18 protein-coding genes are annotated in these 23597 nt (G+C 66.4%); 5 read left to right on the top strand and 13 right to left on the bottom strand.

The window, feature by feature from the left end; genetic code table 11:
• Positions 1-148: 148 nt before the first annotated feature.
• The 3 genes from G452_RS20455 (at position 149) to G452_RS18230 (ending at position 6514) form a co-directional block, all read left to right on the top strand.
• Positions 149-3775, top strand: a complete 3627-nt coding sequence (locus tag G452_RS20455) for a PAS domain S-box protein (RefSeq protein ID WP_022661301.1) — start codon at positions 149-151, stop codon at positions 3773-3775.
• A gap of 46 nt (positions 3776-3821) precedes the next feature.
• Entirely contained in the window at positions 3822-4280 is a 459-nt protein-coding gene (locus G452_RS18225; RefSeq protein ID WP_022661302.1) for a C-GCAxxG-C-C family protein, read from the top strand.
• 77 nt (positions 4281-4357) lie between these two features.
• Positions 4358-6514 carry an ATP-binding protein gene (locus G452_RS18230; RefSeq protein ID WP_022661303.1) on the top strand — a complete coding sequence of 719 codons (2157 nt, stop codon included), beginning with the start codon at positions 4358-4360 and terminating at the stop codon, positions 6512-6514.
• Between the two features lie 139 nt (positions 6515-6653).
• Here the strand turns inward: G452_RS18230 and gltX are convergent, their stop codons facing one another.
• A complete protein-coding gene (gene gltX, locus G452_RS0105720; protein ID WP_022661304.1) occupies positions 6654-8066 on the bottom strand; it encodes a glutamate--tRNA ligase in 1413 nt (470 codons plus the stop codon).
• Positions 8067-8200: 134 nt separating this feature from the next.
• On the bottom strand, positions 8201-8422 hold the full coding sequence (locus tag G452_RS0105725) for a NifU family protein (protein WP_027189046.1): 222 nt from the start codon (positions 8420-8422) through the stop codon (positions 8201-8203).
• A 120-nt stretch (positions 8423-8542) separates the two neighbouring features.
• Here G452_RS0105725 and G452_RS0105730 point away from each other — a divergent pair, with 120 nt between their 5' ends.
• The gene (locus G452_RS0105730; RefSeq protein ID WP_022661306.1) at positions 8543-9595 is read left to right on the top strand and encodes a tRNA dihydrouridine synthase; all 1053 of its coding nucleotides are present in this window, start codon (positions 8543-8545) and stop codon (positions 9593-9595) included.
• A 92-nt stretch (positions 9596-9687) separates the two neighbouring features.
• Here G452_RS0105730 and G452_RS0105735 read toward each other — a convergent pair whose 3' ends face one another.
• The 4 genes from G452_RS0105735 to G452_RS20460 all read right to left on the bottom strand — a co-directional run bounded on the left by G452_RS0105735 (position 9688) and on the right by G452_RS20460 (position 14550).
• Complete coding sequence (locus G452_RS0105735; protein WP_022661307.1) at positions 9688-11058, bottom strand: sigma-54-dependent transcriptional regulator; 1371 nt, start codon at positions 11056-11058, stop codon at positions 9688-9690.
• Positions 11045-13063, bottom strand: coding sequence for a sensor histidine kinase (locus tag G452_RS18235; RefSeq protein WP_022661308.1), 2019 nt, complete (start codon positions 13061-13063; stop codon positions 11045-11047). Before G452_RS18235 ends, G452_RS0105735 begins: the two co-directional genes overlap by 14 nt.
• Positions 13064-13087: 24 nt before the next feature.
• Positions 13088-13909, bottom strand: coding sequence for a DUF4405 domain-containing protein (locus G452_RS0105745; RefSeq protein WP_022661309.1), 822 nt, complete (start codon positions 13907-13909; stop codon positions 13088-13090).
• Between the two features lie 152 nt (positions 13910-14061).
• Positions 14062-14550 (bottom strand): Spy/CpxP family protein refolding chaperone, encoded by a 489-nt coding sequence (locus G452_RS20460; protein WP_022661310.1) that lies wholly within the window; start codon positions 14548-14550, stop codon positions 14062-14064.
• A 262-nt stretch (positions 14551-14812) separates the two neighbouring features.
• Between G452_RS20460 and G452_RS0105755 the strand changes: the two genes are divergently transcribed.
• Positions 14813-15022, top strand: coding sequence for an FmdB family zinc ribbon protein (locus G452_RS0105755; protein WP_022661311.1), 210 nt, complete (start codon positions 14813-14815; stop codon positions 15020-15022).
• A 49-nt stretch (positions 15023-15071) separates the two neighbouring features.
• On the opposite strand, the gene G452_RS0105760 is transcribed toward G452_RS0105755, so the two are convergent.
• Genes G452_RS0105760 through murG form a run of 7 tightly spaced genes read right to left on the bottom strand, consistent with a single transcriptional unit; the run spans position 15072 to position 23594 of the window.
• Positions 15072-16718: a radical SAM protein gene (locus G452_RS0105760; RefSeq protein ID WP_022661312.1), complete on the bottom strand. Its 1647-nt coding sequence runs from the start codon at positions 16716-16718 to the stop codon at positions 15072-15074.
• Between the two features lie 30 nt (positions 16719-16748).
• Positions 16749-18002, bottom strand: coding sequence for a cell division protein FtsZ (gene ftsZ, locus G452_RS0105765; protein ID WP_022661313.1), 1254 nt, complete (start codon positions 18000-18002; stop codon positions 16749-16751).
• A gap of 30 nt (positions 18003-18032) precedes the next feature.
• A complete protein-coding gene (ftsA, locus tag G452_RS0105770; protein ID WP_022661314.1) occupies positions 18033-19268 on the bottom strand; it encodes a cell division protein FtsA in 1236 nt (411 codons plus the stop codon).
• Positions 19269-19323: 55 nt separating this feature from the next.
• Positions 19324-20157, bottom strand: coding sequence for a cell division protein FtsQ/DivIB (locus G452_RS0105775; protein ID WP_022661315.1), 834 nt, complete (start codon positions 20155-20157; stop codon positions 19324-19326).
• A complete protein-coding gene (gene murB, locus G452_RS0105780) occupies positions 20154-21050 on the bottom strand; it encodes a UDP-N-acetylmuramate dehydrogenase (protein WP_022661316.1) in 897 nt (298 codons plus the stop codon). The genes G452_RS0105775 and murB overlap by 4 nt, the downstream gene beginning before the upstream one ends.
• Before the next feature lies 1 nt (position 21051).
• Positions 21052-22500, bottom strand: coding sequence for a UDP-N-acetylmuramate--L-alanine ligase (gene murC, locus G452_RS0105785; protein WP_022661317.1), 1449 nt, complete (start codon positions 22498-22500; stop codon positions 21052-21054).
• Positions 22497-23594, bottom strand: a complete 1098-nt coding sequence (murG, locus tag G452_RS0105790) for an undecaprenyldiphospho-muramoylpentapeptide beta-N-acetylglucosaminyltransferase (RefSeq protein WP_027189051.1) — start codon at positions 23592-23594, stop codon at positions 22497-22499. The genes murC and murG overlap by 4 nt, the downstream gene beginning before the upstream one ends.
• Positions 23595-23597 lie beyond the last annotated feature (3 nt).

Below are 23597 nucleotides of genomic sequence, written 5' to 3' on the forward strand. Positions count from 1 at the left end.
ACCCCGCCTTACGGCGGGGTTTTTTTTGGTTTTTTTTCTTCGTGACTTTCCCCGCCTTCATGGCACCCGCCTTTCCTCCTTCGCGCTTTTCCTTTAAACTGTAAATTGGCTGACCACGCTGACGCACCGCTGTTGACAGGGGGATCAAATGCCAGACAGAAACGAGCAGGGCCCGGCCGATCCTTTCCGCCTGTTCTTTCGCGACGCACCCATGGGCGCGGCCATCCTGGACGCGGAAGGGCGCGTTCTGCACGCCAACAATCAGTTGCTGCGCTGCCTCGGACACGTGCAGGAAAGCCTGCTCGGCCAACGGTTTTGCAATTTCATGGTCGAAGGCGGGGGGAGCCTGGCATTGCGGCTGTCCGCGCGGGATTCGGAACCGGAAGGACGAAGCTTCGAGGCCAGGCTCCGCCGCAGGGATTCCTCGATCTTCTGGGCCAGGCTTTCCCTTGCGCCCATGTCTGGGGAAACCGGCGACTCCATGGTTTCCCTGGCGGTGGAGGACATCACCGACCTGCGCACCGGCCGCGAAGCCCTGGAGCGCAGCGAAGCCTTCAGCCGCAGCATCATCGAATCCAGCCCCAACTGCATCAAGGTCGTAAGCCTCGAAGGCGTTCTCGTGTTCCTCAGCGCGGGCGGGCTTCGGCTCCTCGGCCTGGAATCCGGGGATCAGGTGCTCGGCCTGCCGTACGAATCCTTCTGGACGGACAACCCGGCGCTGCCGCTGGCCCGCCAGGCCCTTGACCGCGCCCGCGCCGGGGAAACGGCCCGCTTCGAGGGCGAACTCGCGCACCAGGACGGCAGCGTGCGGCATTGGGAAGTCTGTTTCAGCCCCATCCGCGACGGTTTGGGCAAGATTACGGCGCTCCTGGGCGTGTCCCGCGACATGACCCGGCAGGTCGCCGCCCAGAGGGAATTGCGCGACTCCCGCCAGCGTTTCCGGCAGCTGACCCGGAACATGCAGGACGCCTTTCTGGCCGTGGACGGGCTGGGCGGCCTGCGCGAATGGAACGACGCCTTCCGCGACCTGGTCGGGTACACGGACGAGGAGCTGCGCGGCCTGAGCCACGACGCGCTCACGCCGGAACGCTGGCGGCGGGAGGAGGCCCGCATCCTGCGCGAGGAAGTGGACGTGCGGGGCTTTTCGAGCGTCTACGAGAAGGAATATCTGCGCAAGGACGGCGCGATCGTGCCTGTGGCCCTGCGTACGCATCTTTCCGTGGGGGCGGGCGGGGAGCCCTGCGGCTATTGGGCCATCGTCCGGGACATCAGCGTCCGCAAGCGGGTGGAGCTGGATCTGCGCCGGGGCAGCATGGACCTGCTTCGCGCCCAGCGCATGGCGAACATGGGCAGCTACCGCCGCAATTTTTCCACAGGCGAAGGCTACTGGTCCGATCAGCTGCTGCGGATATTCGGCTACGAGCCGGACCAGGCGGAGCCCGGCATGGAGCTGCTGCTCAGGCATCTGCATCCCGACGACCACAAGCTCGTTCCCGTGTTCGAGGCCATGCGCGCAAGGGCCAGGCCGGAACCGTATGTTTACGAGTTCCGCATCGTGCGGACGGACGGGGAAGTCCGGCATCTGCGCTGCTGGGGCGAGATGGAGTGGGAGCCCGACGGGACCATGATGCACCACGGCGCCGTGCTGGACGAAACCGAGACGCGCCGGGCCGAACGGGAACTCAAGGCCCAGCGGCGCATGGACATCGCCGTGGCCAGCCTGGCCCGCGAACTGCTCGACAAGGCGGACATCGGCAAGATCGCGAACCTTGTCCTGAAGACGGCCCAGGAGGTGACCGGAGCGCGCTTCGGGTTCGTGGGGCTGGTGAATCCCAAGGACGGCAGCCTGGATTGCCCGACCATGACCGACGACATCTGGGAGGCCTGCGAGATTCCGGACAAGAGCCGGGTTTTCGAGAAGCCTTGCGGTCTCTGGGGCTGGGCCATGAAGACGAGGCATCCCGTGGTGGCGAACAACCCCTCGGCGCATCCGCAGTCCGCAGGCGTTCCGGAGGGGCACGTGCCCATCGAGAACTTCATGGCGGCCCCCGCCCTCATCGGCGACGAGCTGGTGGGCATGATCAACCTCGCCAACGTGGACGGCGGGTTTCGGGAACGGCACCTGCGCATGGCCCGCAGGCTTTCTTCCCTGCTGGCCCTGGCGGCCCAGCGCGCACGCTGGGAGCAGGAACTGCTGCGGGCCAAGGAGGAGGCCGAACGGGCCAGCCGGGCCAAGAGCGAGTTCCTGGCCAAGATGAGCCACGAGATCCGGACTCCCATGAACGCCATCATCAACATGAACGAATTGGCCATGATCGGAATGGATGATCCCAAGAAGCGGGGCTATCTGGCGGTGGTCCGCGAAGCCGCCGCGCACCTGCTCGGGCTCATCGACGGAATTTTGGATTTTTCGCGCATCGAGGCGGGCAGGCTGGAGATACACGAGGAGAACATGGAACTGCGTGCGCTGCTGCGTTCCGTGGTCCGAATCTTCGACGCGCAGGTGCAGAAAAAGGGCGTCGGGCTGAGGCTGGAAGTGGACCCCGGCCTGCCGCAATGGGTGTGCGCGGACCCGGTGCGGCTCCGGCAGGTTCTGGTCAACCTCGTGGGCAACGCCATCAAGTTCACGGAGCAGGGCGAGGTGCGCCTGACCGTGCGGAAGGCGCAGACGGAACAGGACCAGCCCAAGGATGCCGTGGCGGTGGAGTTCCGGGTCAGCGACACGGGCGTGGGCATCGCCGAGTCGCGGGTGCGCGACATTTTCGAGCTCTTCACCCAGGCCGACGATTCCATCACCCGGCGCTACGGAGGCACCGGACTGGGGCTGACCATCTGCCGTCAGCTCGTGTCCATGATGGGCGGGGAGGTCAAGGTCGAGAGCGTTCCGGGACAAGGCAGCAGCTTCCATTTCCGGCTGTCTCTGCGCGTGGGCGGCCCCGCCTGCGAGGAGGAGGCGCCATCGTCCGGGGAGCCTTACCGCGCCAGCTGCCTCTTCGGCCTGCGCAGCAAGAATCTGCGCGTTCTCCTGGTGGAGGACAACCCGGAGAACGTGATCGTGGCCCAGGCGCTTCTGGAACGGCTCGGCCACGCGTCCGCAGCGGTGGGGGGAGGGCTCGCCGCCTTGGAGCGGCTGCGATCCGAAGCGTTCGACGTGGTCCTCATGGACGTGGAAATGCCCGGCATCGACGGGTTCGAAACCACGCGCCGCATCCGGGCCGGAGAGGGAGGCGAGTCCGCCCGCAACCTTCCCGTGGTCGCCATGACCGCCCACGCCCTGCGCGGCTACCGGGAAAAGTGCCTGGCCGGGGGCATGGACGAGTATCTGCCCAAGCCCATTTCGTTCAAGCGGCTGGCGATTCTGCTCGGAAACCCCAATTCGGAAGCGGAAATGCTGGATCCGGCTCCGGCCGAGCATCCGGGAGAGGCCCGAACCGCCGTGTGCGAACCGCTTTCCGGCCAATCCATGGCCCTGGAGCGGATGGACGGAAACCGCAAGCTCTACCGCGAGGTCTGCGAGGTCTTTCTTGGCAGCTGGGAGGGCAAGCTGCAACGGCTGCGCAGCGCGCTCGAATGCGGAAACCGTTCCGCTGCCGTGCTGGAGGCGCACTCCCTCAAGGGAAATTGCGCCATGATCGGCGGGGAGGCGTGCTGCGAGCGGGCGCGTCTGGTCGAGAACGCGCTGCATGCGGGAAATCCGGAGCGGGCAAAAGAGCTGATCCCGGATTTGGCCCAGGCCCTGGAGGAACTGGTGCGCGAACTTGGAGCGGGCGACTGAGCATCATGCGGGCTACGGCGGGATTGATCCGCAAAGGAGAAAGGCAATGACGAGAAAGCAGGCCGCCGAGGACGCGGCGCGTTCGTTCGGAAGCGGCCCCCTCTGCGCCGAGGCGGTCCTTGGGAGCGTGGCCCGGGAGAAAGGCGTCGTCTCTCCCCTGGTTCCCCGCATCGCCACGGGATTCTGCTCCGGACTGGCAAGGACGGGAGGCCCCTGCGGCGCGCTCATGGGCGCGGTGCTCGGCGTGAACCTCTGCACCGGGCGCAACGACCCCGCGCACACGGACGAATCCCTTGAAGAACTGGGCGATAATTACGGGCGCGTCCAGGAGGTGGTCCGCGGGTTCGCGGAGCGTTTCGGCGCGACGGACTGCACGACGCTGTGCGGCTGCGACCTGACCACGGCGGAGGGCCGGGAACGTTACAAGGAGATCGACGCCTACGAACGTTGCCGCGAATTCATCCGCGAGTCCGTGGTGCTTGCGCTGGACGCTCTGAAGGATTGAAGCCTCGGACGGTTGCAGCCCTGGGCGAATGACTCCGGGGATCGATTCATGTTTTTCTTGATCGTTTCGGAAGCAATATGATGAATATGCAGTCTTTTTTGGGATTGTTCCAGAACGCCTCCCTGCTCCTGGCCGCAGCCCTGCTGTTCGACGTCAGCGCGTCGCGCTGGGAGGTCCGGAAGCCCCTGCATTCGCAGATCGGCATCGGCCTCGCCCTGGCCGTCATCGGGCTGGCCGTGATGCTCTCCACCTGGCAGTTCCTGCCCGGCGTGGTCTTTGACACGCGCTCCATCCTCATCAGCGTGGTCGGCCTGTTCTTCGGCACCATTCCGACGGTGATCGTGGTCGCGGCGACCGCGGTTCTGCGGTTTTATCAGGGCGGCCTGGGCGCGTTGACCGGCGTGCTCGTGATCGCGGCTTCGGGCGCGGTCGGCCTGATCTGGCGGCACATGAAAAAGGAACCCCTGTCCTGTTCGGGCTGGGGGGAGCTGTATTGCTTCGGCCTGCTGGTCCATGTGGTCATGCTCGCCCTGATGCTGACCCTGCCCTGGGAGGTGGCCCGGCACGTGCTCGCCGGAATCGGCCTGCCGGTCATGCTCATCTATCCGATCGGCACGGCACTGCTCGGCGGACTGATGGTCAACCGGCTCGGCAGGCTGCGCACGGAGCAGGCCCTGCGCCACAGCGAGGAGCGCTTTCAGCTGGCCATGGAAGCCAGCAAGGACGGGCTCTGGGACTGGAACGCCGTCAGCGGGCAGATCTACTACAGTCCGGGATATTCCTCCATGCTCGGCTATCTGCAGGACGAGATCGCGCCCACGGTGGATTCCTGGCTGAAACGGGTGCACCCGGACGAAAGGGATGCCGTTTTCCAGGTCTACGTCGATTGTCTGGAAAACCGCCTGGACGAATTCGAGATCGAATTCCGGATGCGGACCAAGAGCGGGGAGTGGCTTTGGATATCCTCGCGCGGCAGGGCCGTGGACCGCGATTCCGCTGGCAGGGCCACGCGCATGGTGGGCACGCACACGGACATCACCGCGCGCAAGCGGGCCGAGCAGGAGCTGACCCTGGCCAAGGAGGCCGCCGAGAACGCCAATCGGGCCAAATCCGAGTTTCTCGCGAACATGAGCCACGAGTTGCGGACCCCGCTCAACGGCGTGCTGGGCATGTTGCAGCTTCTGGGCGGCACGGACCTGGACGAGGAGCAGATGGAATATGACGAGATGGCCATCCAGTCCATCATGCGCCTGACCCGTCTGCTCTCGGACATCCTGGACATCTCCCGGGTCGAGGCGGGCAAGATGCAGATCCAGCCGGAGTCTTTCGATCTCCTGGAAATCCTGAACCAGGTCGAAGACCTCTTTCGCCCCACCTCGGCCCGAACCGGCGTTGAACTGCGTCGGCGCGTCGATCCCTCGCTGCCGCGCCGGGTCGTGGGCGACGCCACCCGGTTGCAGCAGGTCTTCACGAACCTGCTCGGCAATGCGTTCAAATTTACCGAGTCCGGGAGCGTGGAGATCGAGGCTGCCCCGCTTCCGACAGGGACGCCGGACAAGGTCAGAATCCTTTTCTGCGTCCGGGACACGGGACCGGGCATCGCCGAAGACCTGCGCGACAAGCTGTTCGAGCCCTTCACCCAGGCAGGCAAGGGCTACCAGCGGCAATACCAGGGGGCGGGACTCGGCCTGTCCATCTGCAGGAAGCTCGTTTCGCTCATGGGCGGCGGCATTCACGTGGAAAGCGAACCGGGCAGGGGCAGCGCGTTTTATTTCAGCGTTCTTTTCGGCAAGGCCGGCCAGGAAAAGCGCACGCATTCCCAGCGGATCGAGGAGGAGTCGCCGCGCGGGCTTCGCATCCTGCTGGCGGAGGACGACCGGGTCAGCTCCCTGGCTGTGGCGCGCCAGCTGCAGCGGGCAGGACACGAGGTGAACGCGGTCGAGGACGGGCTGGCCGCCCTGGAGACGCTCCGGGAGCGCCGCTTCGACCTGGTGCTCATGGACATCCAGATGCCGGTCATGGACGGCGTGGAGGCGGTCCGGCTGCTGCGGACGGAGCCTGAATACCGGGCCAATGCCGGGATTCCCGTCATCGCCATGACCGCCTACGCCATGAGCGAGGATCGGGAGCGGTTTTTGGAATCAGGCATGGACGACTACGTTTCCAAGCCTGTGAGCGTGGAAGCCTTGCAGGCGGCGATTTCACGGGCCATGCGCGCGAAGTCCGAAGCCTGAGGCTTCGGCTCGGCGTCCCGCTGCGGGGCGCCTGGTCCTGCGGACGCGAAACCGCCCGGCATCCGTTTGGACGCCGGGCGGTTGTATTCTTGCGATAAAACGCCGAGCCGGAGCCGAGAATACGGCGAGAGCCCGGAACCTAGAGCCCGAAGTCCTGCACCCGTTCGAGCCGGGCCAGGGTCTGGCTCCTGCCGAGCACGTGCATGGTCTCGAACAATCCGGGACTGGCCGTGCGGCCGGTGATGGCCACGCGGATGGGCTGGGCCAGGGCCTTGAACTTGAGGCCGCGGTCCTCGATGAATTTCTTGGTCGCGCTCTCCAGCTTCTCCTCGCTGAACTCGTCCAGGCCGCGCAGGATGGCGGCGTATTCGGTCAGGAGGGAAATGCTCTCGCTGGTGAGGAACTTCTGCACGGCGTTCTCGTCGTATTGCAGGAAACCGGCGTCCACGAGGAAGAAGCGGCTGGCCTCGGCCAGCTCCACAAGGGTCTTGGCGCGGGGCTGGAGCAGGGGCAGCGCCTTGCGCAGCACGGCCTGGTCCACGTTCGCGGCCTCTTCCTCGCCCACTTCCCAGCGGATCACGTCCATGACCAGCCCGGCGAGCCGGTCCGGGTCGGCCTGCATGATGTATTGGGCGTTGAGCCATTCCAGCTTCTGCACGTCGAAAACCGAGGGCGAGTTGCCCAGGTTGTCCACGCTGAAGCACTCGACCAGCTCCTTGCGGCTGAAGATCTCCTGGTCGCCGTGGCTCCAGCCCAGCCGGGCCAGGTAGTTGACCACGGCCTCGGGCAGGTAGCCCATCTTCTCGTATTCCATGACCGAGAGCGCGCCGTGGCGCTTGGAGAGCTTCTTCTTGTCCGGACCGAGGATCATGGGCACGTGGCCGAACTGCGGCACGTCCCAGCCCATGGCCCGGTAGATCAGGATCTGGCGGGGAGTGTTGTTGACGTGGTCGTCGCCGCGCAGAACGTGGGTCACGCCCATGTCGTGGTCGTCCACCACCACGGCGAGGTTGTAGGTGGGCGAGCCGTCCGAGCGGCGCAGGATCATGTCGTCCATTTCCTCGCAGGCCACGGCGATGGGGCCTTTGACCATGTCCTTGAAGGCCACGGAGCCGTCCAGCGGGGTCTTGATCCGCACCACGCGGCCCTCGCCGGGGCCGAGATTCCGTTCGCGGCAGGTGCCGTCGTACTTGGGCTTTTTGCCTTCGGCGCGGGCCTTCTCGCGCATGGCGTCCACCTGCTCCTTGCTGCACTCGCAGTAATAGGCCTGCCCTGCGGCTACGAGCTGGTCGATGACCTCGTTGTGGCGCGCGGCGCGGGCCTGCTGGTAGACGATCTCGCCGTCCGAGCCCAGCTCCAGCCACTGCATGGCGTCCAGGATGGCCTGGGTGGCTTCCGGAGTGGAGCGTTCAAGGTCCGTGTCCTCGATGCGCAGAAGAAATCTGCCGCCGAGGCTCTTGGCCAGCAGGTAGGAAAACAGCGCGGTGCGCGCGCCGCCGATGTGCAGATATCCCGTGGGACTGGGCGCGAACCTGGTGACGATCTCGGACATTGCTCAGCTCCTTTCGTTGTGCATGGGGCGCGGGCGCGGGCGCGCCGGACGAAGCGGCGCGGCGCGGGATTGCCCGGTGCGCGCTTCGGTGGGGGAAAATGTTCCCGCAGGCGGGCCGAAGCCCGCCGAAAATATTAAACCGCCTCGACGCTTTTGACCGAGGGGATTTCCTTGAGAATGACCCGCTCGATGCCGTGCTTGAGGGTCATCTGCGACATGGGGCAGCCGTGGCAGGCTCCCTGGAGCCGCACCTTGACCACGCCGTTGTCGGTCACTTCGATCAGTTCCACGTTGCCGCCGTCGTTCTGCAGAACGGGCCGGATCTTGTCCAGCGCGGCTTCCACCTGTTCCTTGATGTCCATGTCTGCCTCCATGATAGGGATGTGCTGGAACTAATGACTTGCGTGCGGCTTGTCAAACGGAGCGGACCGGGATATCCGCTTGTCCGTCCCGGCGCGGCCGGGCGGGAAGGACGCATGACCGAAGAACAACGGGAACGACTGCGCGCGCTGCTGGCGCGGCCGCTGCCGCTGCGGGGCCGGACGGCTTCCGGGCGGCTCTGGCTCGCGCCCATGGCCGGGCTGGGCCACGTGGCTTTCCGGCGCGTGCTCGCCGGGTTCGGCGGCTGCGGGCTGCTTTTCAGCGAGATGTGCACGGCGCGGGGCCTGGATACGGAGAATCGCAAGTCTTCGCCGAATTTCCGCTGGCGGGACGAGGAAGCCGATTCCCTGGTCATCCAGATTTCCGGGGCGGACCCGGCTGAGATGGCCCTGGCCGCAGGCCGCGTCGCCCGCGAAGGCTTTTTCGGCGTGGACGTGAACATGGGCTGTTCGGCCTCGGCCATGACCAAGCGCGGCGCGGGCGCGGCCCTGCTGCGCGCGCCGGAAAAAGCCGTTGCCGTGGTCCGGGAGGTGCGCGCCGCCGTGGACGCCGCGGACCCGGAAATGCCCGTGCTGGTCAAGTTCCGCACGGGCTGGAGCCCGGATCCAGGCCCGGCCTGCGACATGGCCCGGCTTCTGGCCGACGCCGGAGCGGACGCCCTGGTCTTTCATCCGCGCGTGGCTCCGGACCGCCGCACCCGGCCTCCGGTCTGGGCGCACATCCGGCTCGTGGCCGAGGCCGTGGGCGTGCCCGTGTTCGGCAACGGCAACGTCCAGACCGCGGGGGACTGCCTGCGGATGTTCGAGGAGACGGGCTGCGCGGGCGTGAGCGTGGGGCGCATGGCCGTGGCGCGTCCGTGGCTCTTCGCGGAGTGGGGGCTGGGCGCGTCGTTCGGGCCGGAGGTGTACCGCGAAACGGCCCTGGCCCTGCTGGACGCCCTGGAAGAGCACTTCGACCCGCAACGGGCCTTGAAGCGCTGGAAGAAATATGCGGTCTATCTGGCGGCCAACTTCCGGTACGGACACGACATGCTGCCGAAGCTGACGCGGGGAGCCTGCCTGGACGACTTCCGCGCCAACGTGCGCGCGCTGCTTTCCGGCGACCCGGCCGTGTCCGGGCGGCCAAGCGTGCATCTCTTCACCTGCTGAAGCGGCCGAGGCCCGGCTGCCGGGCGTCCGCGTCCTCTCCGTGCCCAGGTGCGTGCCCAGGTGCGTGCCCAGGTGCGCGCTTATCTGCGCGACTATCTGCGCGTTAATCCGTACTTCTTGAGCTTGTACTGGAGCGTGCGCCGCGAAATGCCCAGCGCGTCGGCCGTGCGCTCGCGGTGGCCGTTGTGCTGGTCGAGGGCGTGGACGATGGCCTCGCGCTCGGCGTCCTCCAGGGCGTGGCTGTTGTCCGGGGGCGGCGGGCTTGCGGGCTCGCACTCCGAAGCGCCGGAGATTTGCGGCGGGAGCAGGTCCGGGCCCAGCTCGTCCGAGCGGGAGAGGATCAGGGCGCGCTCAAGCACGTTTTCCAGCTCGCGGACGTTGCCGGGCCAGCCGTAGCCGGAAAGCGCGTCCAGAAAGGCGGGGGAAACCGTGCGCACGGACTTGTTGTTCTTCTTGCCGAGCTTGCGCAGCAGGTGGGAGACGAGCAGGGGCAGGTCGGCCACGCGCTCGCGCAGGGGCGGGATGCGGATTTCCAGCACGGCGAGACGGTAGTAGAGATCCTCGCGAAAGCGTCCGGCCCTGATTTCCTCCTGAAGGTCGCGGTTCGTGGCCGCGATGATGCGCACGTCCACCGTGACCACCTCGACCCCGCCCAGCGGCTCGATGGTCTTCTCCTGAAGCGCGCGCAGCAGCTTGGCCTGGAGCGCGGCGGGCATCTCCCCGATCTCGTCCAGGAAGAGGGTGCCGTGGTTGGCGAGCTGGAAGCGGCCCGGCTTGTCCTTGACCGCGCCGGTGAAGGCTCCCTTGACGTAGCCGAACAGTTCGGATTCGAGAAGGTCGGCGGGCAGGGCCGCGCAGTTGACCTTGATCAGCGACCGTCCGGCGCGCATGGACGCGCGGTGCAGCCCCTCGGCCACCAGTTCCTTGCCCGTGCCGGACTCGCCCAGCACGAGCACCGAGGCTTCGCTCGGCCCGGCCTGCTCGATGAGCTCCCGGACCTGGTGCATGCCCGGAGTGGCTCCGATGAGCTGGCGGGCCTCGCTGCCCGCTTCGGCCTCCTTGCGCAGGCGGGCGTTTTCCGAAAGCAGGCGGCTGTACTCCCAGCATTTCTGGAGCACGGCCTTGAGTTCCTCGTTGTCCGCGGGCTTGGTCAGGTAGTCGTAGGCGCCTTTTTTCATGGCCTCCACCGCCGAGCCCACGCTGCCGAAGGCGGTCAGCAGGACCACGGGCAGGCCGGGCATCCGGGCGTGGATTTCGCGCAGGAGCGTGAGCCCGTCCATGCCGGGCATGCGCATGTCCACCAGGGCGGTGTGGGGCGTCTCGCGGGAGAGCACGTCCAGGGCGGCTTCGCCGGAGTCGGCCTCCAGCACGCGCCAGCCCGTGACTTCCAGCACGGCCCGGACCATCTGGCGATGGCCCGGTTCGTCGTCCACGACCAGTACGGTTCTCTTATTCGCCTGCATCTTCGTCCGCTTTTTCCGTCCGGTTCGGGGTGTCGGGGAAGAAGAGCCGCACTGCGGCCCCGCCTTCCGGACTGTCTTCGATGAGCGCGCGTCCGCGATGGGCGCGCATGATGTTGTTCACGATGGCCAGTCCCAGGCCCGTGCCTTTCTTCTTGCTGGTGAAGAACGGCTCCAGGGCCTGTTCGCGCTGCTCGGCCGGGATTCCGGGACCGTTGTCCTCGACCGCCACCCAGGTTCCGTCCTTGTCCTTGCGCGAGGAAATGCGCACGAGGCCGTTCTCTTCGGGCAGGGCGTCCAGGGAGTTGGTCACGAGGTTGAGCAGCACCTGCTTGAGCGCGTCCGGGTCTGCCAGCACGGTGTCGGCCTGGATGTCGAGCAGCGGCCGCACATGCTTGTGTTCCAGGTCGAAGCGCATCAGCCGCTCCAGCCCGGCCGCGGTCTCGGCGAGATCCACGCGCACCGGGGCCAGCCGCCGGGGCCGCGCCAGGAAAAGCAGGTCCGTGACCACGCGGTTGAGCCTGTCGGCCTCCTGGACCATGGTGGCGGCATAGTCCTCGAAGGGCTTCTTGCCCTTGAACTTGTCCGCGAAGAACTGGGCGAAGCCGCGCAGGGAGCTGAGCGGGTTGCGCACCTCGTGGGCCACGCCCGCGGCCAGGGAACCGATGGCGGCCAGCCGCCGCGCCTCGGCCAGGTCTTCCTCCAGGCTCTTGAGCTTGGTCCGGTCGCGGATGAGGATCAGCCGTTCCTCGAACACGGGCTCGCCTTCCTCGCGCGGGGTCTGGGCGTCCTGGACGGGCACGCAGAGCATTTCCAGGCGGCGGCTGTGATATTCGTATTGCTTCCATTCCATGCCGTCGCGCAGGTCGGCGAAGGGAAACTCGTTCCAATTCCGCCCGGCCAGCACGCCCGGCTCCGATTTTTCGGCATCGCCGGTTCCGCCGCCCGCCTCGTCTTTGGCGTCGGGATCGGGGCGCGGGGCGTCCGCGTCTTCGGGGCTCGGCGCGGCTACGGGGGTCAGCAGCCTGCGGGCCGAGCCGTTGGCCGCCAGAATCTCGCCGTCCAGGCCCAGGGTCACGAGTCCGTCGGGCATGTTGTCCAGCAGCTTGGACTGGAAGCGTTCCAGCCTGCCGACGCGGGAGGCCTGGTCGCGGCGGCGCAGGTAGGCGAAGGCCAGGGACCAGAGCACCACGGCGGCGAGAAAGACGTATCCGGTCTGGAGCAGGGCGGCGCGGCGGTAGAGGTGGAACTGGGCGAGGTTCTTTTCGGCGTTGAGACCGGCCACGAAATAGATGGGCGTTTCGTCGCCGGGCGCGCTTTGGGCCTGGCCGAGCCGGTTGCGGCCTCTGCCCTGGCCTCTGCCCTGGCCCATGCCGTGATGTTCGCCGCCCGCGTTCCCGCCCGGCCCCATCATGCCCGGTTCCATCATGCCCGGTCCCATCATGCCCGGACCCATCATGCCGTTGTCCATGTCGGGGCCGTCGTCCGGCGCGGGGGCTGCGCCGCCGGGCTGGCCGATGCCGCAGACGCTGGCCACGCCGGGCCGGGCCTGAAGTCCGATGACCAGGGCCTGCTGCTTGCCGTACACGGCCATGCCGTGCCAGTGGCCGAGCTGGTCCAGGGCGTCGAAGGCCCCGCGCGGGAGCAGCTTCTCCATGTCCACGTCGCCGTGGGTGGAGGCCAGAAGGAGCTGCCCGCCGGGAGCATAGAGCGCCACGAAGAGCACCTCGCCGGAGGCGGTGATTTCCTGAAAGAGTTCCTGGGCCAGGGAGGGGAAGATCTGCGAGAGGGCGGGATTGTTGCGCAGCGAGCGCATGATGCGCACGAGGTTGGCCTCGACCCCGCGCACGATGACGCGGCCGGAGAGAACCATGTGCTCCTCGACCACGGCGCGCTGGTGCTTGATGGACTGCCATGTCAAAAACAGGCTGCCCAGGCCCAGCACGATGAGCGCCAGCACCGCGGCGATGATGGGACCGCGCTCGTTTTGCTTCGCCTTGACTTCCATTGATGCTCGCTTGGCCGGGCGCGGCTACTGCCGTTTGCCCGTGCGCAGGATATCGTACAACGTTTTGGGGTTCATGCCGTTCTTTTCGGCCAATTCCCGGAAGGGCATTCCCGCGTCGGTTTCCACGCCGGCCATGCGCAGGCGTTCCGTGGCCGTGGCCTGGGGCAGGCCGTAGCTGTTGCAGATCTCCGCCAGGGTCATCATGCCCGTGCCTTCCGGCGGGCGGATGGGCAGCGCTTCGAAGGGGTCGCCTCCAAGAGCCGCCCGGATCGTCGCGTAGACGTCCTGGGGGCTTTTCCCGGCCTCTTTCGCGATATCCTTGAGCGGCGTTTCCGGAGCGGCTTTGATGCCCCGCGCCTTCAGCGCGTCCAGGGCGGCGCCCGAATCAATTCCCATGTTTTTCGCGAACTCGTCAAGGCTGGACAGCTCCGCGTGTCCGTAGGGCGGATTGCCGTAGGTCGCCACATGGCCGTTCTTGAGCCAGGCGCTGAAGTCGAGAAGCTGCTGCACTCCGGGAAGGCCGAAGAGCGCGCCGAAGGTGAAATAGAGGGTCACGGCCAGGGCCGCCACCAGAGGCGGGGTCAGGACGATGAGTTCGCGGGCGCGGTTGCGCATGTAGTTGGTCACGGACTTCCAGTTGTACCAGATGTGCACCAGTCCGCTGAGAAGAAAAAGAATGCCGAGAGACAGGTGCAGTGCGTCCCACTGGTCCTTGGAAAGCCCCATGAAACGCCAATCCGCCCAGTATGCCACGCGGCCCTGGGGTTCATAATAGAGAACCGCGCTGGTGAGCAGCAGCAGCGCGAAGGAGAGAAAGCCTGTCAGGGAGACTGTTTTGCGGAACATGGACGTACTCCGTTGCGTTTCGGTATTCCGATTCTGCGATATTCCGCGCAACCGCCGCCTCTGTCAACCTGAGGATTGGAAGTGAAAAGGGCGGTCGGAGCTTTCCCCAATCCGACCGCCCGCAGTAACCACGCTTCGTCGACGCTGTTGTGCTACCAGCCGCAGGGGCCGTTGCCCGGGCCGTAGCCGTTCATCATGCCGTAGCCTCGGCCGTTGCCCATGCCGTAGCCGGGACCGGACTGGGGCTGGATGCCCGCGGCGTCCAGGTCGTTGTAGAAGGACTCGCGCTCGACCTGCATCTTTTCACGGACCTTGGAAATCTCGGCGACCAGGGAGCGGATGTCCGACTTGTCGGCCTTGCCGCTCTCGGTGAGCGCGTTCAGTTCCAGGTTCTTGGACCACATCTCGTTGCGCAGCTTCTCCATCTTCTCCTGATGCTTGTCGAAGATCTTCTGGAACGCTTCCTGCTGTTCCGGGGCGATCTGCGCACCGGGGCCGTAGCCGTTCATCATGCCATAGCCGGGACCGTAGCCGTTCATCATGCCGTAGCCATGATGCCAGCCCTGTCCGGCGAAAGCCATGGCCGAAAGGGCCAGGACGGCGATGACGGTCAGGGATGCGATGGTCGTCTTCTTGCTCATGGATCCTCCATTATCGTTGAAAAAGAGTTTTCAGGCTCATGCCTGTTTGCGAAGTGTGACGGTTGATCAGGATAAAGCATTGGGCGTGCCATAATTTGTATTCACATTTATTCTGATGAGTTGCTTGCTCTGCGGCGATTTATTGTGCAATGATTTGCACGAAAAATTGCACATAAACGTGCAGCATGTGCAGAGTGAGGAGCCTTGACCGATCCGGGTGGCGTGCTCATTTTGAAATAGATGAACTCGATGGAGGACGCGTATGCCGATTTACGAATACCGTTGCGAGAAGTGCGGCAAGGTCTTTGAGGAGTTGGTTCTCGGACCGGGGGATGCGCCCCTGGCCTGCCCGGAGTGCGGAGCGCCGGACCCGGAAAGGCTGCTCTCCGGATTTTCCCTGGGCGATGCTTCCGCATCGGGCGGCGGCGCGGCCGCGGCAAGCGCGGGGTGCGGAGGCGGGGGATTCACCTGAGGCTGAGCGGTCGCGTTCCCGGTTCGGGACCGTCGTTCGGAAGGGAAAATCAGGAAAGAAATTCGTCCATGCCGCAGCGGCGGCAGCCGTCGCATCCGTGGTCCGGGCAGCCGGGCGAAGCTACAAAGCGCTTGGATCGTTGCCATTCTTCCCAGAGATGGGCTTTGGTCACACCGATGTCAATGACATCCCAGGGCAGGGGGTCGTCAAAGCTGCGCTCCCGATCCAACCAGTCGGACATGTCGCCGTCCCAGAGGCGCAGGGCCTTTTTCCAACCGCCGTTCTCCGCTGCCAGTTCCACGAAATCGAAGAGGCTCTCGTCCCCGCGGGCCAGCAGCCCCTGGAGCCGGGCCTGGAAGGGCTTGTCCGACTCAACCCGAAATCCTTTCAGCGGCTTGACGATGTCCCGAAGCATCTTCTGGCGGTTTTCCAATGCCTCTTCCGTGGCCATGGGAGCCCATTGAAAAGGGGTGTTCGGCTTGGGCACGAGGCTGCTCGTGCCCAGGGTGAAGCGCATGAATTCCTTCTTGCGCTTGATGTTTTCGTCGCGCGTGCGGGCGATCTGTCCGAGAAAATCCCCAAGTTCCTCGTAGTCCTCGTCCGTTTCGCCCGGCCAGCCGAGAATGCAATAGCTTTTAAGATGGTTGACCCCATGCCGTGCGCAGAGGACCACGGCGTTCAGGAAGTCCGCTTCGTCGAGTTTCTTGCTGGCGCTTTGGCGCAGGCGGCGGCTCGGGCCTTCCAGGGCCAGAGTGATGGTCCGAATGCCGCATTGGCGCAGAAAGGAGAGCAGTTCTTCGGTAACGCCGTCCGCGCGGATGGAGGAGAGGGCAAATTTGGTTCCCCGGCTGCGCAGCCAGGTGAGGAAGGGCAGCAGGTCGGGGAGATCCGTGAGGGCCGTGCCCACGAGTCCGACCTTGGGCGGGTCGGTCTGCTCCACGATATCCTGGAGTTCCGCCAGGGTGGCCTGCCGGGGCGGGCGGTAGATGAACCCGGCGGCGCAAAAGCGGCAGGCGTAGGGGCAGCCCCGGTTGGCCTCCAGCAGCAGGGTGTCGCGGAAGACCGCGTCGCTTCCCGTGAAGCAGGAGTATGCGGGGTCGGCAAGGCTCGGCCCGGACGCCACCACGCGGCGGACAGGCGTCTTGGACCGTCCCGGCGCATAGATTCCGGACATCCCCGCCACGGCGTCGAGCATGGCGTCCTTGGTGCCGCCCGCGAGCCAGACTTCGCGGAATTTGGCGAAGACATCGGCCATTCCCGCTTCGGCCTCGCCCACGAAAAAGCAGTCGGCCATGGGGGCGAGGGGCGCCGGGTTCATGAACGCCAGCGGCCCTCCCACCAGGACCAGGGGAAAATCGGGGCGTTGCTCCCTTCGGGGAGCAACGCCCGCAGCCTTGAGCGCCCTGAGGAGGTGGAGGAGATCCTCCTCGAAGTTCACGCTCAGCGCCAGCACAGGGAAGCCGGAGAGCGGCGAACCGCTTTCCAGGGTGACGGGTTCGCCGTCGCGCCCAAGGGTGAAGCAGCGCTCCGGAGCCATGCCCGGATCGTCGGCCAGCAGGCGATAGACCGCCTGCCACCCCAGGGTCGAAAGGGCCACGGGCCGTTCCATGGGCACCACCAGGGCCGTGGGCAAGCGTCCGCCGGTTTCCCGGGGAGCCGGCTCCCTCGCGCCGTAATACAGGCGGTCGGTGCGCATGTTCGCGTTCCCGTTTCCCTACCCTTGCTCCTAGTCGCTGTTCTTGCGGATGAAGGCCGGGATATCCAGCTCATCCTGGTCGAACACGAAGTGCTCCTCGCCCGGACCGGCCATGGCCGCGCGGCGGGAAACACGCTTGGGAGCCTCCTCGATGATTTCGTCCTCTCCGCCGTCGCGGTAGCGCAGGTAGGCGGGAACGTTGCGGTTCTGGCCCAGCACGGAGCGGTGCACGCGGCGCTTGCCGTTGCCCGCGGCGGGCTCGGCGACCTGCTTGCCCGAGACGAGGGTCAGGGACTGCTTGGACTGGGCGCGTTCGGCCTTGCTGGCGGCCTGTTCGATGCCCGTGGCGATGACCGTGATGCGCATCTCGTCCCCGGCGTCCGGGTCGAAAACCGTGCCGAAGAAGATCTGGGCGTCCTCGTCCGCTTCGCTGGAGATGATGTTGGCGGCCTCGGCGGCCTCCTCGATGAGCATGTCCGGCGAGCAGGTGATGTTCATCAGCACGCCCTTGGCGCCTTCGATGGACACGTCCTCCAGCAGCGGGGAGGTGATGGCCATGCGGGCGGCCTCCTTGGCGCGGCCCTCGCCGGAAGCGAAGCCGGTGCCCATCAGGGCCAGGCCCGAATTGGACATCACGGCCTTGACGTCCGCGAAGTCGAGGTTGATCAGGCCGTGCACGGTGATCAGGTCCGCGATGCCCTTGGTGGCGAAGTAGAGCACTTCGTCCGCCTTCTTGAGCATTTCGGTGAACGAGGCCTTCTTGGCCGCGAGCTGGAGCAGGCGGTCGTTGGGAATGGTGATGATGGAGTCCACCACGTCCGAGAGGGCCTGGATGCCGTTTTCGGCGGCGCCCAGGCGGCGCTTGCCCTCGAAGAAGAAGGGCTTGGTGACCACGCCCACGGTGAGGGCGCCCAGGTCGCGGGCCACCTCGGCCACGACCGGAGCCGCGCCCGTGCCCGTGCCGCCGCCCATGCCCGCGGTGATGAAGACCATGTCCGCGCCTTCCAGGGCGTGGCGGATCTCGTCGATGTTCTCCATGGCGGCGTTGCGGCCCACTTCGGGATTCGCGCCCGCGCCCAGCCCCTTGGTCAGCTTCTGGCCGATGTGGATCTTGGTGTCGGCCAGGCTTTTTTCAATGTCCTGGTTGTCCGTGTTGCAGACGATGAACTCCACGCCCTTGAGCGCGGACTGGATCATGTTGTTCACGGCGTTTCCGCCGCCGCCGCCGCAGCCGATGACCTTGATCTTGGCACTCGTGTCGTGCTCGATCTCAAAATATTCCATGACTCTCCTCCGTTTGTTCCCTGTGCGTTCCTATGCGATGTCCGTAAACCACTTCCGCATCCTGCCCAGGATGCGGTTGAACGTGCCTTCGTCCCGGATGCCGAAGGAACGGCGTTCCAGGCCCGTCCGTTCCTTCTCGCAGCCGAACTTGAGCAGGCCCACTGCCGTGGCGTACTTGGGGCTGTCCACCACGTCGGTAAGCCCGCCGATGCCCGACGGATAGCCGATGCGCACCGGCAGGTCGAAAATCTGGTCGGCCAGATCCTGCATTCCCTCGATCATGGACGTGCCGCCCGTGAGCACCACGCCCGCCGCGATCATCTTCTTGAACCCGGATTTGATCAGTTCCTGGTCCACCAGGGCCAGGATCTCCTCGATGCGCGGCTCGCAGATTTCCGCGAGCACCCGCTTGGACATGGCCCGGCTCTCGCGGCCGCCCACGCTCGGCACCTCGATGAACTCGTCGTTCTCGATCATGTCCGCCAGGGCGCAGCCGTGCCGGATCTTGATCTCCTCGGCGGCCTGCATCGGCGTGCGCAGACCGAAGGCGATGTCGTTGGTCAGGTTGTTCCCGCCCAGCGCCAGCACCGAAGTGTGCTTGATGGAGTCGTTGGAGAAGATGGCCAGGTCCGTGGTGCCGCCGCCGATGTCCACGATGGCCACGCCGATCTCGCGCTCCTCGTCCGAGAGCACGGCCTTGGACGAGGCCAGGGACTCGAGCACGATGTCGGCGACGTCCAGCCCGGCCCGGTGGCAGGAGCGGATGATGTTCTGGGCCGAGGTCACCGCGCCGGTGACGATGTGGACCTTGGTTTCCAGCCGCACGCCCGCCATGCCCAGGGGGTCGGCGATGCCGCGCTGGTCGTCCACGATGAACTCCTGGGGCAGGGTGTGGATGACCTCGCGGTCCAGCGGGATGGCCACGGCCTTGGCCGCTTCGATGACCCGCTCCACGTCCTTCTGGGTGACTTCGCCGCCCTTGACGGCGATGACCCCGTGGGAGTTGAAGCCCTTGATGTGGCTGCCCGCGATGCCCGCGTACACGGAGCGGATTTCGCAGCCGGCCATGAGCTCGGCCTCTTCCAGGGCCTTTTTGATGCACTGCACGGTCTGCTCGATGTTCACCACCACGCCGCGACGCAGCCCCGTGGACGGGGCCTTGCCGATGCCGATGATGTCCACGCCGCTGTCGCTCGGCTCGCCGACTACCGCGCAAATCTTGGTGGTGCCGATGTCCAGTCCGACGACCAGGTCGTTTTTGGCCATTGACGCTCTCCTTCTGCTTATCCGGGCTGCTGGCCCGGTTTCCATCCTATCGTTGTCAGGGCGCTTTCCCGACCCACACCTTGCCGCCCGAGGCGGTGATGCGCCGTACGCCGTCCATTTCGCCGCGCCGCCGAAGGTCCATGCTGACGGCGCGCACGAGGCGAAGCTCCGATTTCCAGTCCTCCAGGGCGAAGGTCAGGGTCAGGTTCGCGTCGTCCAGAAACATCTCCGCCTGCCCGGCTCCGGAAAGCCGTATCCAGGCCAGCGCCGAGGACGAAAGGGGCAGTCCCCCCCGCCGCAGCGTTTCCAACATCTCCGGGATCTCCGCAATGTGCGGCTGAGCGGCGGAATCCACGTCCAGCACCGGAAGGGACCGGAAATCCGCCGGGGATACAGCCACGATCAGCTCCCCGCTTTCGTCCGCGTAGTAGAGAATGCCGCCTCGGCGGATCCAGTACGCGGGCTTCTTTTCCGTGATGTTCACGATCAGCCTGCCGGGCAGCTCGCGCCGCACGGAGACGTTCTCCACCCAGGGGTTCTTGGCCAGCAGCGCTTCCACGCGGCTGACGTTGAGGCCCAGGCAGTTTTGTCCGAGCCGGACCTTGCCCGCCAGGAGCACGTCCCCGTAGGAGAGGCGTTCGTTGCCCTCCACGCGGATTTCCTCCAGGGCGAAGGCGTCCGTCGTCGTGGTCCAGCGATAGCCGAAGTACAGCCCGGCCATGAGCGCTGCCAGAAAGCCGAGGCCGCCCAGGAAAAGCAGCCCGCGCCGCAGCAGCGGGGAGGACGGACCGGAGAGTCCGCCGCTCCGCGGAGCGCGGTAGCGGTTTGAGCGCTGCTTGAGCGGGCGGCTCCCGCTCTTCAGGTAGGTCGGACCGTTGATCCGGCTCATGGCAGGACGATGACCTCCGTTTCCAGTTCAATGCCGAACCGATCCCGCACGGCGGTTCGACCCGTCTCCAGAAGCTCCAGGGCCTGGGAAGCGGTACCCTTGCCCAGGTTCACGAGAAAATTGGCGTGCATTTCGGAGAAGGACATGTCTCCGAGACGCTTTCCGCGCATGCCCGACTCGTCGAGCAGCTTTCCGGCGCTCATTTCGGGCGAATTCTTGAACACGCAGCCCGCGCTCCAGGCGTTCACCGGCTGGGAGGCGCGCTTGCGGGCCATGGTGTAGCGCATGGCCGCCCTGACCTTGTCCGGCACCGAGGGCTGGAGCCGCAGTTCCACGTCCCAGACCAGGAAGAATCCTTCCGGGGCGCACATGTTTTCTCCCAGGGAGAAACGGCGGTAGCCGAAGCAGCAGTCCGCGGCGTCAACCCAGTTCAGCCCGTTTTCCGGCGTCCAGACGCGAACCCGGTTGATCACGTCGGCCATGGCCGTGCCGTAGGATCCGGCGTTCATGGCCACTGCGCCGCCCACGCTGCCGGGAATGCCCGTGAGGTTTTCCAGTCCGGAGAGGCCGTTGCGCGAAGTCCAGCCCAGGAGCACGGGGAATTTGAGTCCGGCTCCGGCCCGCACGAGCACGCAGTTTTCGCCCGGTTCCATTTCCGGGGCGCGCTGGTTCCCCACGGTGCAGAGCACGAGGGGAAGCACCTCGTCCGAGCAGAGCAGGTTGCTGCCCGCGCCCAGCGCCAGAAAACGTCCGCCCTCCGTGGCCAGCAACTGCGGCAGGTGGTCCAGGTCGGCGTCGGCGCGCAGCAGCACCTCGGCCAGGGTCGTTCCCCCAAGCCGAAGCGTGGTGCGGTCCCGCATGGCGGGCCCTGGTCTGCGGACCTGAAGGCTCATCTCACTCTTCTCCTTCCTCCGGGGCGGGTTCGCCCGCGTCGAGGTAGTTTTCGCCGACCTGCCAGATGCTGCCGGCGCCGAGAGTCAGGAAGAGGTCGCCCGGCGAGAGCAGCAGCGGCAGCTCCTGTTCGAGCATCTCGAAATTCTCGTAGAAGGTCACCTTGGTGGCGCTGACCTGGCGGATGCCCTGGGCCAGGGAAAGTCCGTTCACACCGGGAATGGGCGATTCGCCCGCCGGGTAGATTTCCGTGAGCAGAAGCAGGTCGGCCTTTTCGAACGCCTTGCAGAACTCGCCGAACAGGGCCTGGGTGCGCGAGAAGCGGTGGGGCTGGAAGGCCACCACGAGCCGCCGGTCCGGGTAGCAGGCCTTGGCCGTATTCAAGGTGGCCGCGATTTCCGCCGGGTGGTGCCCGTAGTCGTCCACAACGAGCACGCCCTTGCGCTCGCCCTTGCGCTCGAAGCGGCGGCCGACTCCGCCGAAATTGGCCAGCCCGCGCAGGATGGCGTCCTTGGCCAGGCCCGCTTCCAGGCTCACGCCGATGGACCCCAGGGCGTTGAGGATGTTGTGGTGGCCGGGATGGGAAAGATTGACCTCGCCCCAGAATTCTTCGTCGAGGTAGACGTTGAAGACGCTGCGCAGGCCCGCGCTGATGATCTCGCCGCGCAGACGGTTCTTGCCGCCCAGGCCGTAGGTCAGGCAGGGGCGCTTGATGCGCGGCAGCAGACGCTGCACGCCGGGGTCGTCCCCGCAGACCACGTTCATGCCGTAGAAGGGGATGGCGTTCATGAACTCCGTGAAGGAGTCGTCGATGGCCTGCTGGTCCGCGTAGTGGTCCATGTGGTCGCGGTCCACGTTGGTGACGATGGAGATGACCGGGGCGAGCAGCAGGAAGGAGCCGTCGGATTCGTCGGCCTCGGCGATGAGGTATTCGCCCTCGCCCAGGCGCGCGTTGGCGCCGTAAGTGTTCAGCCTGCCGCCGATGATCACGGTGGGATCCAGGTTCGCCTCGGTGAAGATGGTCGCCAGCAGGGAGGTGGTCGTGGTCTTGCCGTGCGTTCCTGCCACGGCGATGCCGGACTGGAGGCGCATCAGCTCCGCGAGCATTTCGGCGCGGGGAATGATCGGAATGTTCAGCTCGCGCGCGCGGATCATTTCCGGATTGGTTTCCGGAATGGCCGTGGACTTGACGACCACGTCCGCGCCCTCGACGTTGTTCGCGCCGTGGCCGATGAAGATGTTCGCGCCCAGGCGCTGGAGCCTGCGCACGGCAGTCCCGGCAGCGAGGTCCGAGCCGGTGACGTTGAAGCCCATGTTGATGAGCACTTCGGCGATGCCGTTCATGCCGGAGCCGCCGATGCCGACCATGTGGATATGGTTGACCCGGCTGCGCATCATGTGCCGCGAGGGCGTCGGGGCCAGATTCACGTTGGGGCCTTGCGCCGCTGTCATGCCTGCCTTCCTTTATTCTTGGCGGCCAGCCGTTCGAGACGGTCCACGATCCCGGCGGCCGCGTCCGGTCTGGCGAAGCCGCGCGCGGCCTCGGACATCCGGTCGAGTTTTTCTTCGTCGTTGAAAAGGCCCACGGCCGTGCCCGCAAGCGTGCCGCCGCTGAGGCCGTCCTGGGGCAGCACCCTGGCCGCGCCCGCCCGTTCCATGGCCTGGGCGTTGCGGGTCTGGTGGTCGTGCGTGGCGTGCGGAAAGGGCACGAACACGCAGGCGCGTCCGGCCGCGGCGGCCTCGAAGACCGTGCTCGCGCCGGAACGGCAAAAGACCAATCCCGCTTCCGCGTAGGCGGAGGCCATGTCCTCTATGAATCCGCAGACCCGGAAGCGCGGGCCGTCCGGATCGAATCCGGCGGCGACGTAGGCCGCGCGCACGCGCTCCAGGTCCGAAGGCCCGGTCTGGTGCAGAACGGAAACGTCCGCATCGCCGAGGGCGGGCAGGGCCTCGATCACGGCGTCGTTGATGGCCCGCGCTCCCTGGCTTCCGCCGAGCACGAGCAGGGTCCGGCTGCGGACCCTTGGCCTGCGGCCCACGGCCGCGATGTCCGCCCGCACGGGATTGCCCGTGACCACGCAGCGGTCCGCCGGGAACCATTCCCGGCTTTCCTCGAAGGAAAGATACATCTCGTCCGCGAAGCGGCGCAGGGTCCGGTTGGCTGCGCCGGGCACGGAGTTCTGCTCGTGGATGGCGGCGGGGATGCCGGTCAGCCCGGCGGCCAGCACGGGGCAGAAGCCCGCGTATCCGCCGAAGCCGAGCACGGCTTCCGGCTTGGTCCTGCGCAGCAGGGCCAGGGATTTGACCACTGCTCCGGCCAGCCAGAACGGGGCGGCCAGCTTGCGCAGGCCCGTGCCGAGCACCCCGCGCGCGGGCAGGCGCACGAACTCCAGCCCGGCCTTGCGCGCCAGCGCGCCCTCCGGCCCGCTCCCGCCCGCGAAGAGCACGCGGCAGTCCGCATTGCGCTCGCGGACCTCGGCGGCAACGGCCAGAGCCGGGAAGATGTGGCCTCCCGTGCCGCCCGTGGTCACGATCAGGGACTTCAGCGC

It is taken from the genome of Paucidesulfovibrio longus DSM 6739 (assembly GCF_000420485.1).
Lineage (GTDB): Bacteria > Desulfobacterota > Desulfovibrionia > Desulfovibrionales > Desulfovibrionaceae > Paucidesulfovibrio > Paucidesulfovibrio longus.

Coding starts and splice junctions, on each gene's coding strand:
- G452_RS0105760 (WP_022661312.1), bottom strand. CDS start 16,718: ATGCGCACCGACCGCCTGTATTACGGCGCGAGGGAGCCGGCTCCCCGG.
- murB (WP_022661316.1), bottom strand. CDS start 21,050: ATGAGCCTTCAGGTCCGCAGACCAGGGCCCGCCATGCGGGACCGCACC.
- G452_RS0105730 (WP_022661306.1), top strand. CDS start 8,543: ATGACCGAAGAACAACGGGAACGACTGCGCGCGCTGCTGGCGCGGCCG.
- G452_RS0105735 (WP_022661307.1), bottom strand. CDS start 11,058: ATGCAGGCGAATAAGAGAACCGTACTGGTCGTGGACGACGAACCGGGC.
- G452_RS18225 (WP_022661302.1), top strand. CDS start 3,822: ATGACGAGAAAGCAGGCCGCCGAGGACGCGGCGCGTTCGTTCGGAAGC.
- G452_RS18230 (WP_022661303.1), top strand. CDS start 4,358: ATGATGAATATGCAGTCTTTTTTGGGATTGTTCCAGAACGCCTCCCTG.
- G452_RS18235 (WP_022661308.1), bottom strand. CDS start 13,063: ATGGAAGTCAAGGCGAAGCAAAACGAGCGCGGTCCCATCATCGCCGCG.
- gltX (WP_022661304.1), bottom strand. CDS start 8,066: ATGTCCGAGATCGTCACCAGGTTCGCGCCCAGTCCCACGGGATATCTG.
- G452_RS20460 (WP_022661310.1), bottom strand. CDS start 14,550: ATGAGCAAGAAGACGACCATCGCATCCCTGACCGTCATCGCCGTCCTG.
- G452_RS0105745 (WP_022661309.1), bottom strand. CDS start 13,909: ATGTTCCGCAAAACAGTCTCCCTGACAGGCTTTCTCTCCTTCGCGCTG.
- G452_RS0105755 (WP_022661311.1), top strand. CDS start 14,813: ATGCCGATTTACGAATACCGTTGCGAGAAGTGCGGCAAGGTCTTTGAG.
- murC (WP_022661317.1), bottom strand. CDS start 22,500: ATGACAGCGGCGCAAGGCCCCAACGTGAATCTGGCCCCGACGCCCTCG.
- ftsZ (WP_022661313.1), bottom strand. CDS start 18,002: ATGGAATATTTTGAGATCGAGCACGACACGAGTGCCAAGATCAAGGTC.
- G452_RS0105775 (WP_022661315.1), bottom strand. CDS start 20,157: ATGAGCCGGATCAACGGTCCGACCTACCTGAAGAGCGGGAGCCGCCCG.
- G452_RS20455 (WP_022661301.1), top strand. CDS start 149: ATGCCAGACAGAAACGAGCAGGGCCCGGCCGATCCTTTCCGCCTGTTC.
- ftsA (WP_022661314.1), bottom strand. CDS start 19,268: ATGGCCAAAAACGACCTGGTCGTCGGACTGGACATCGGCACCACCAAG.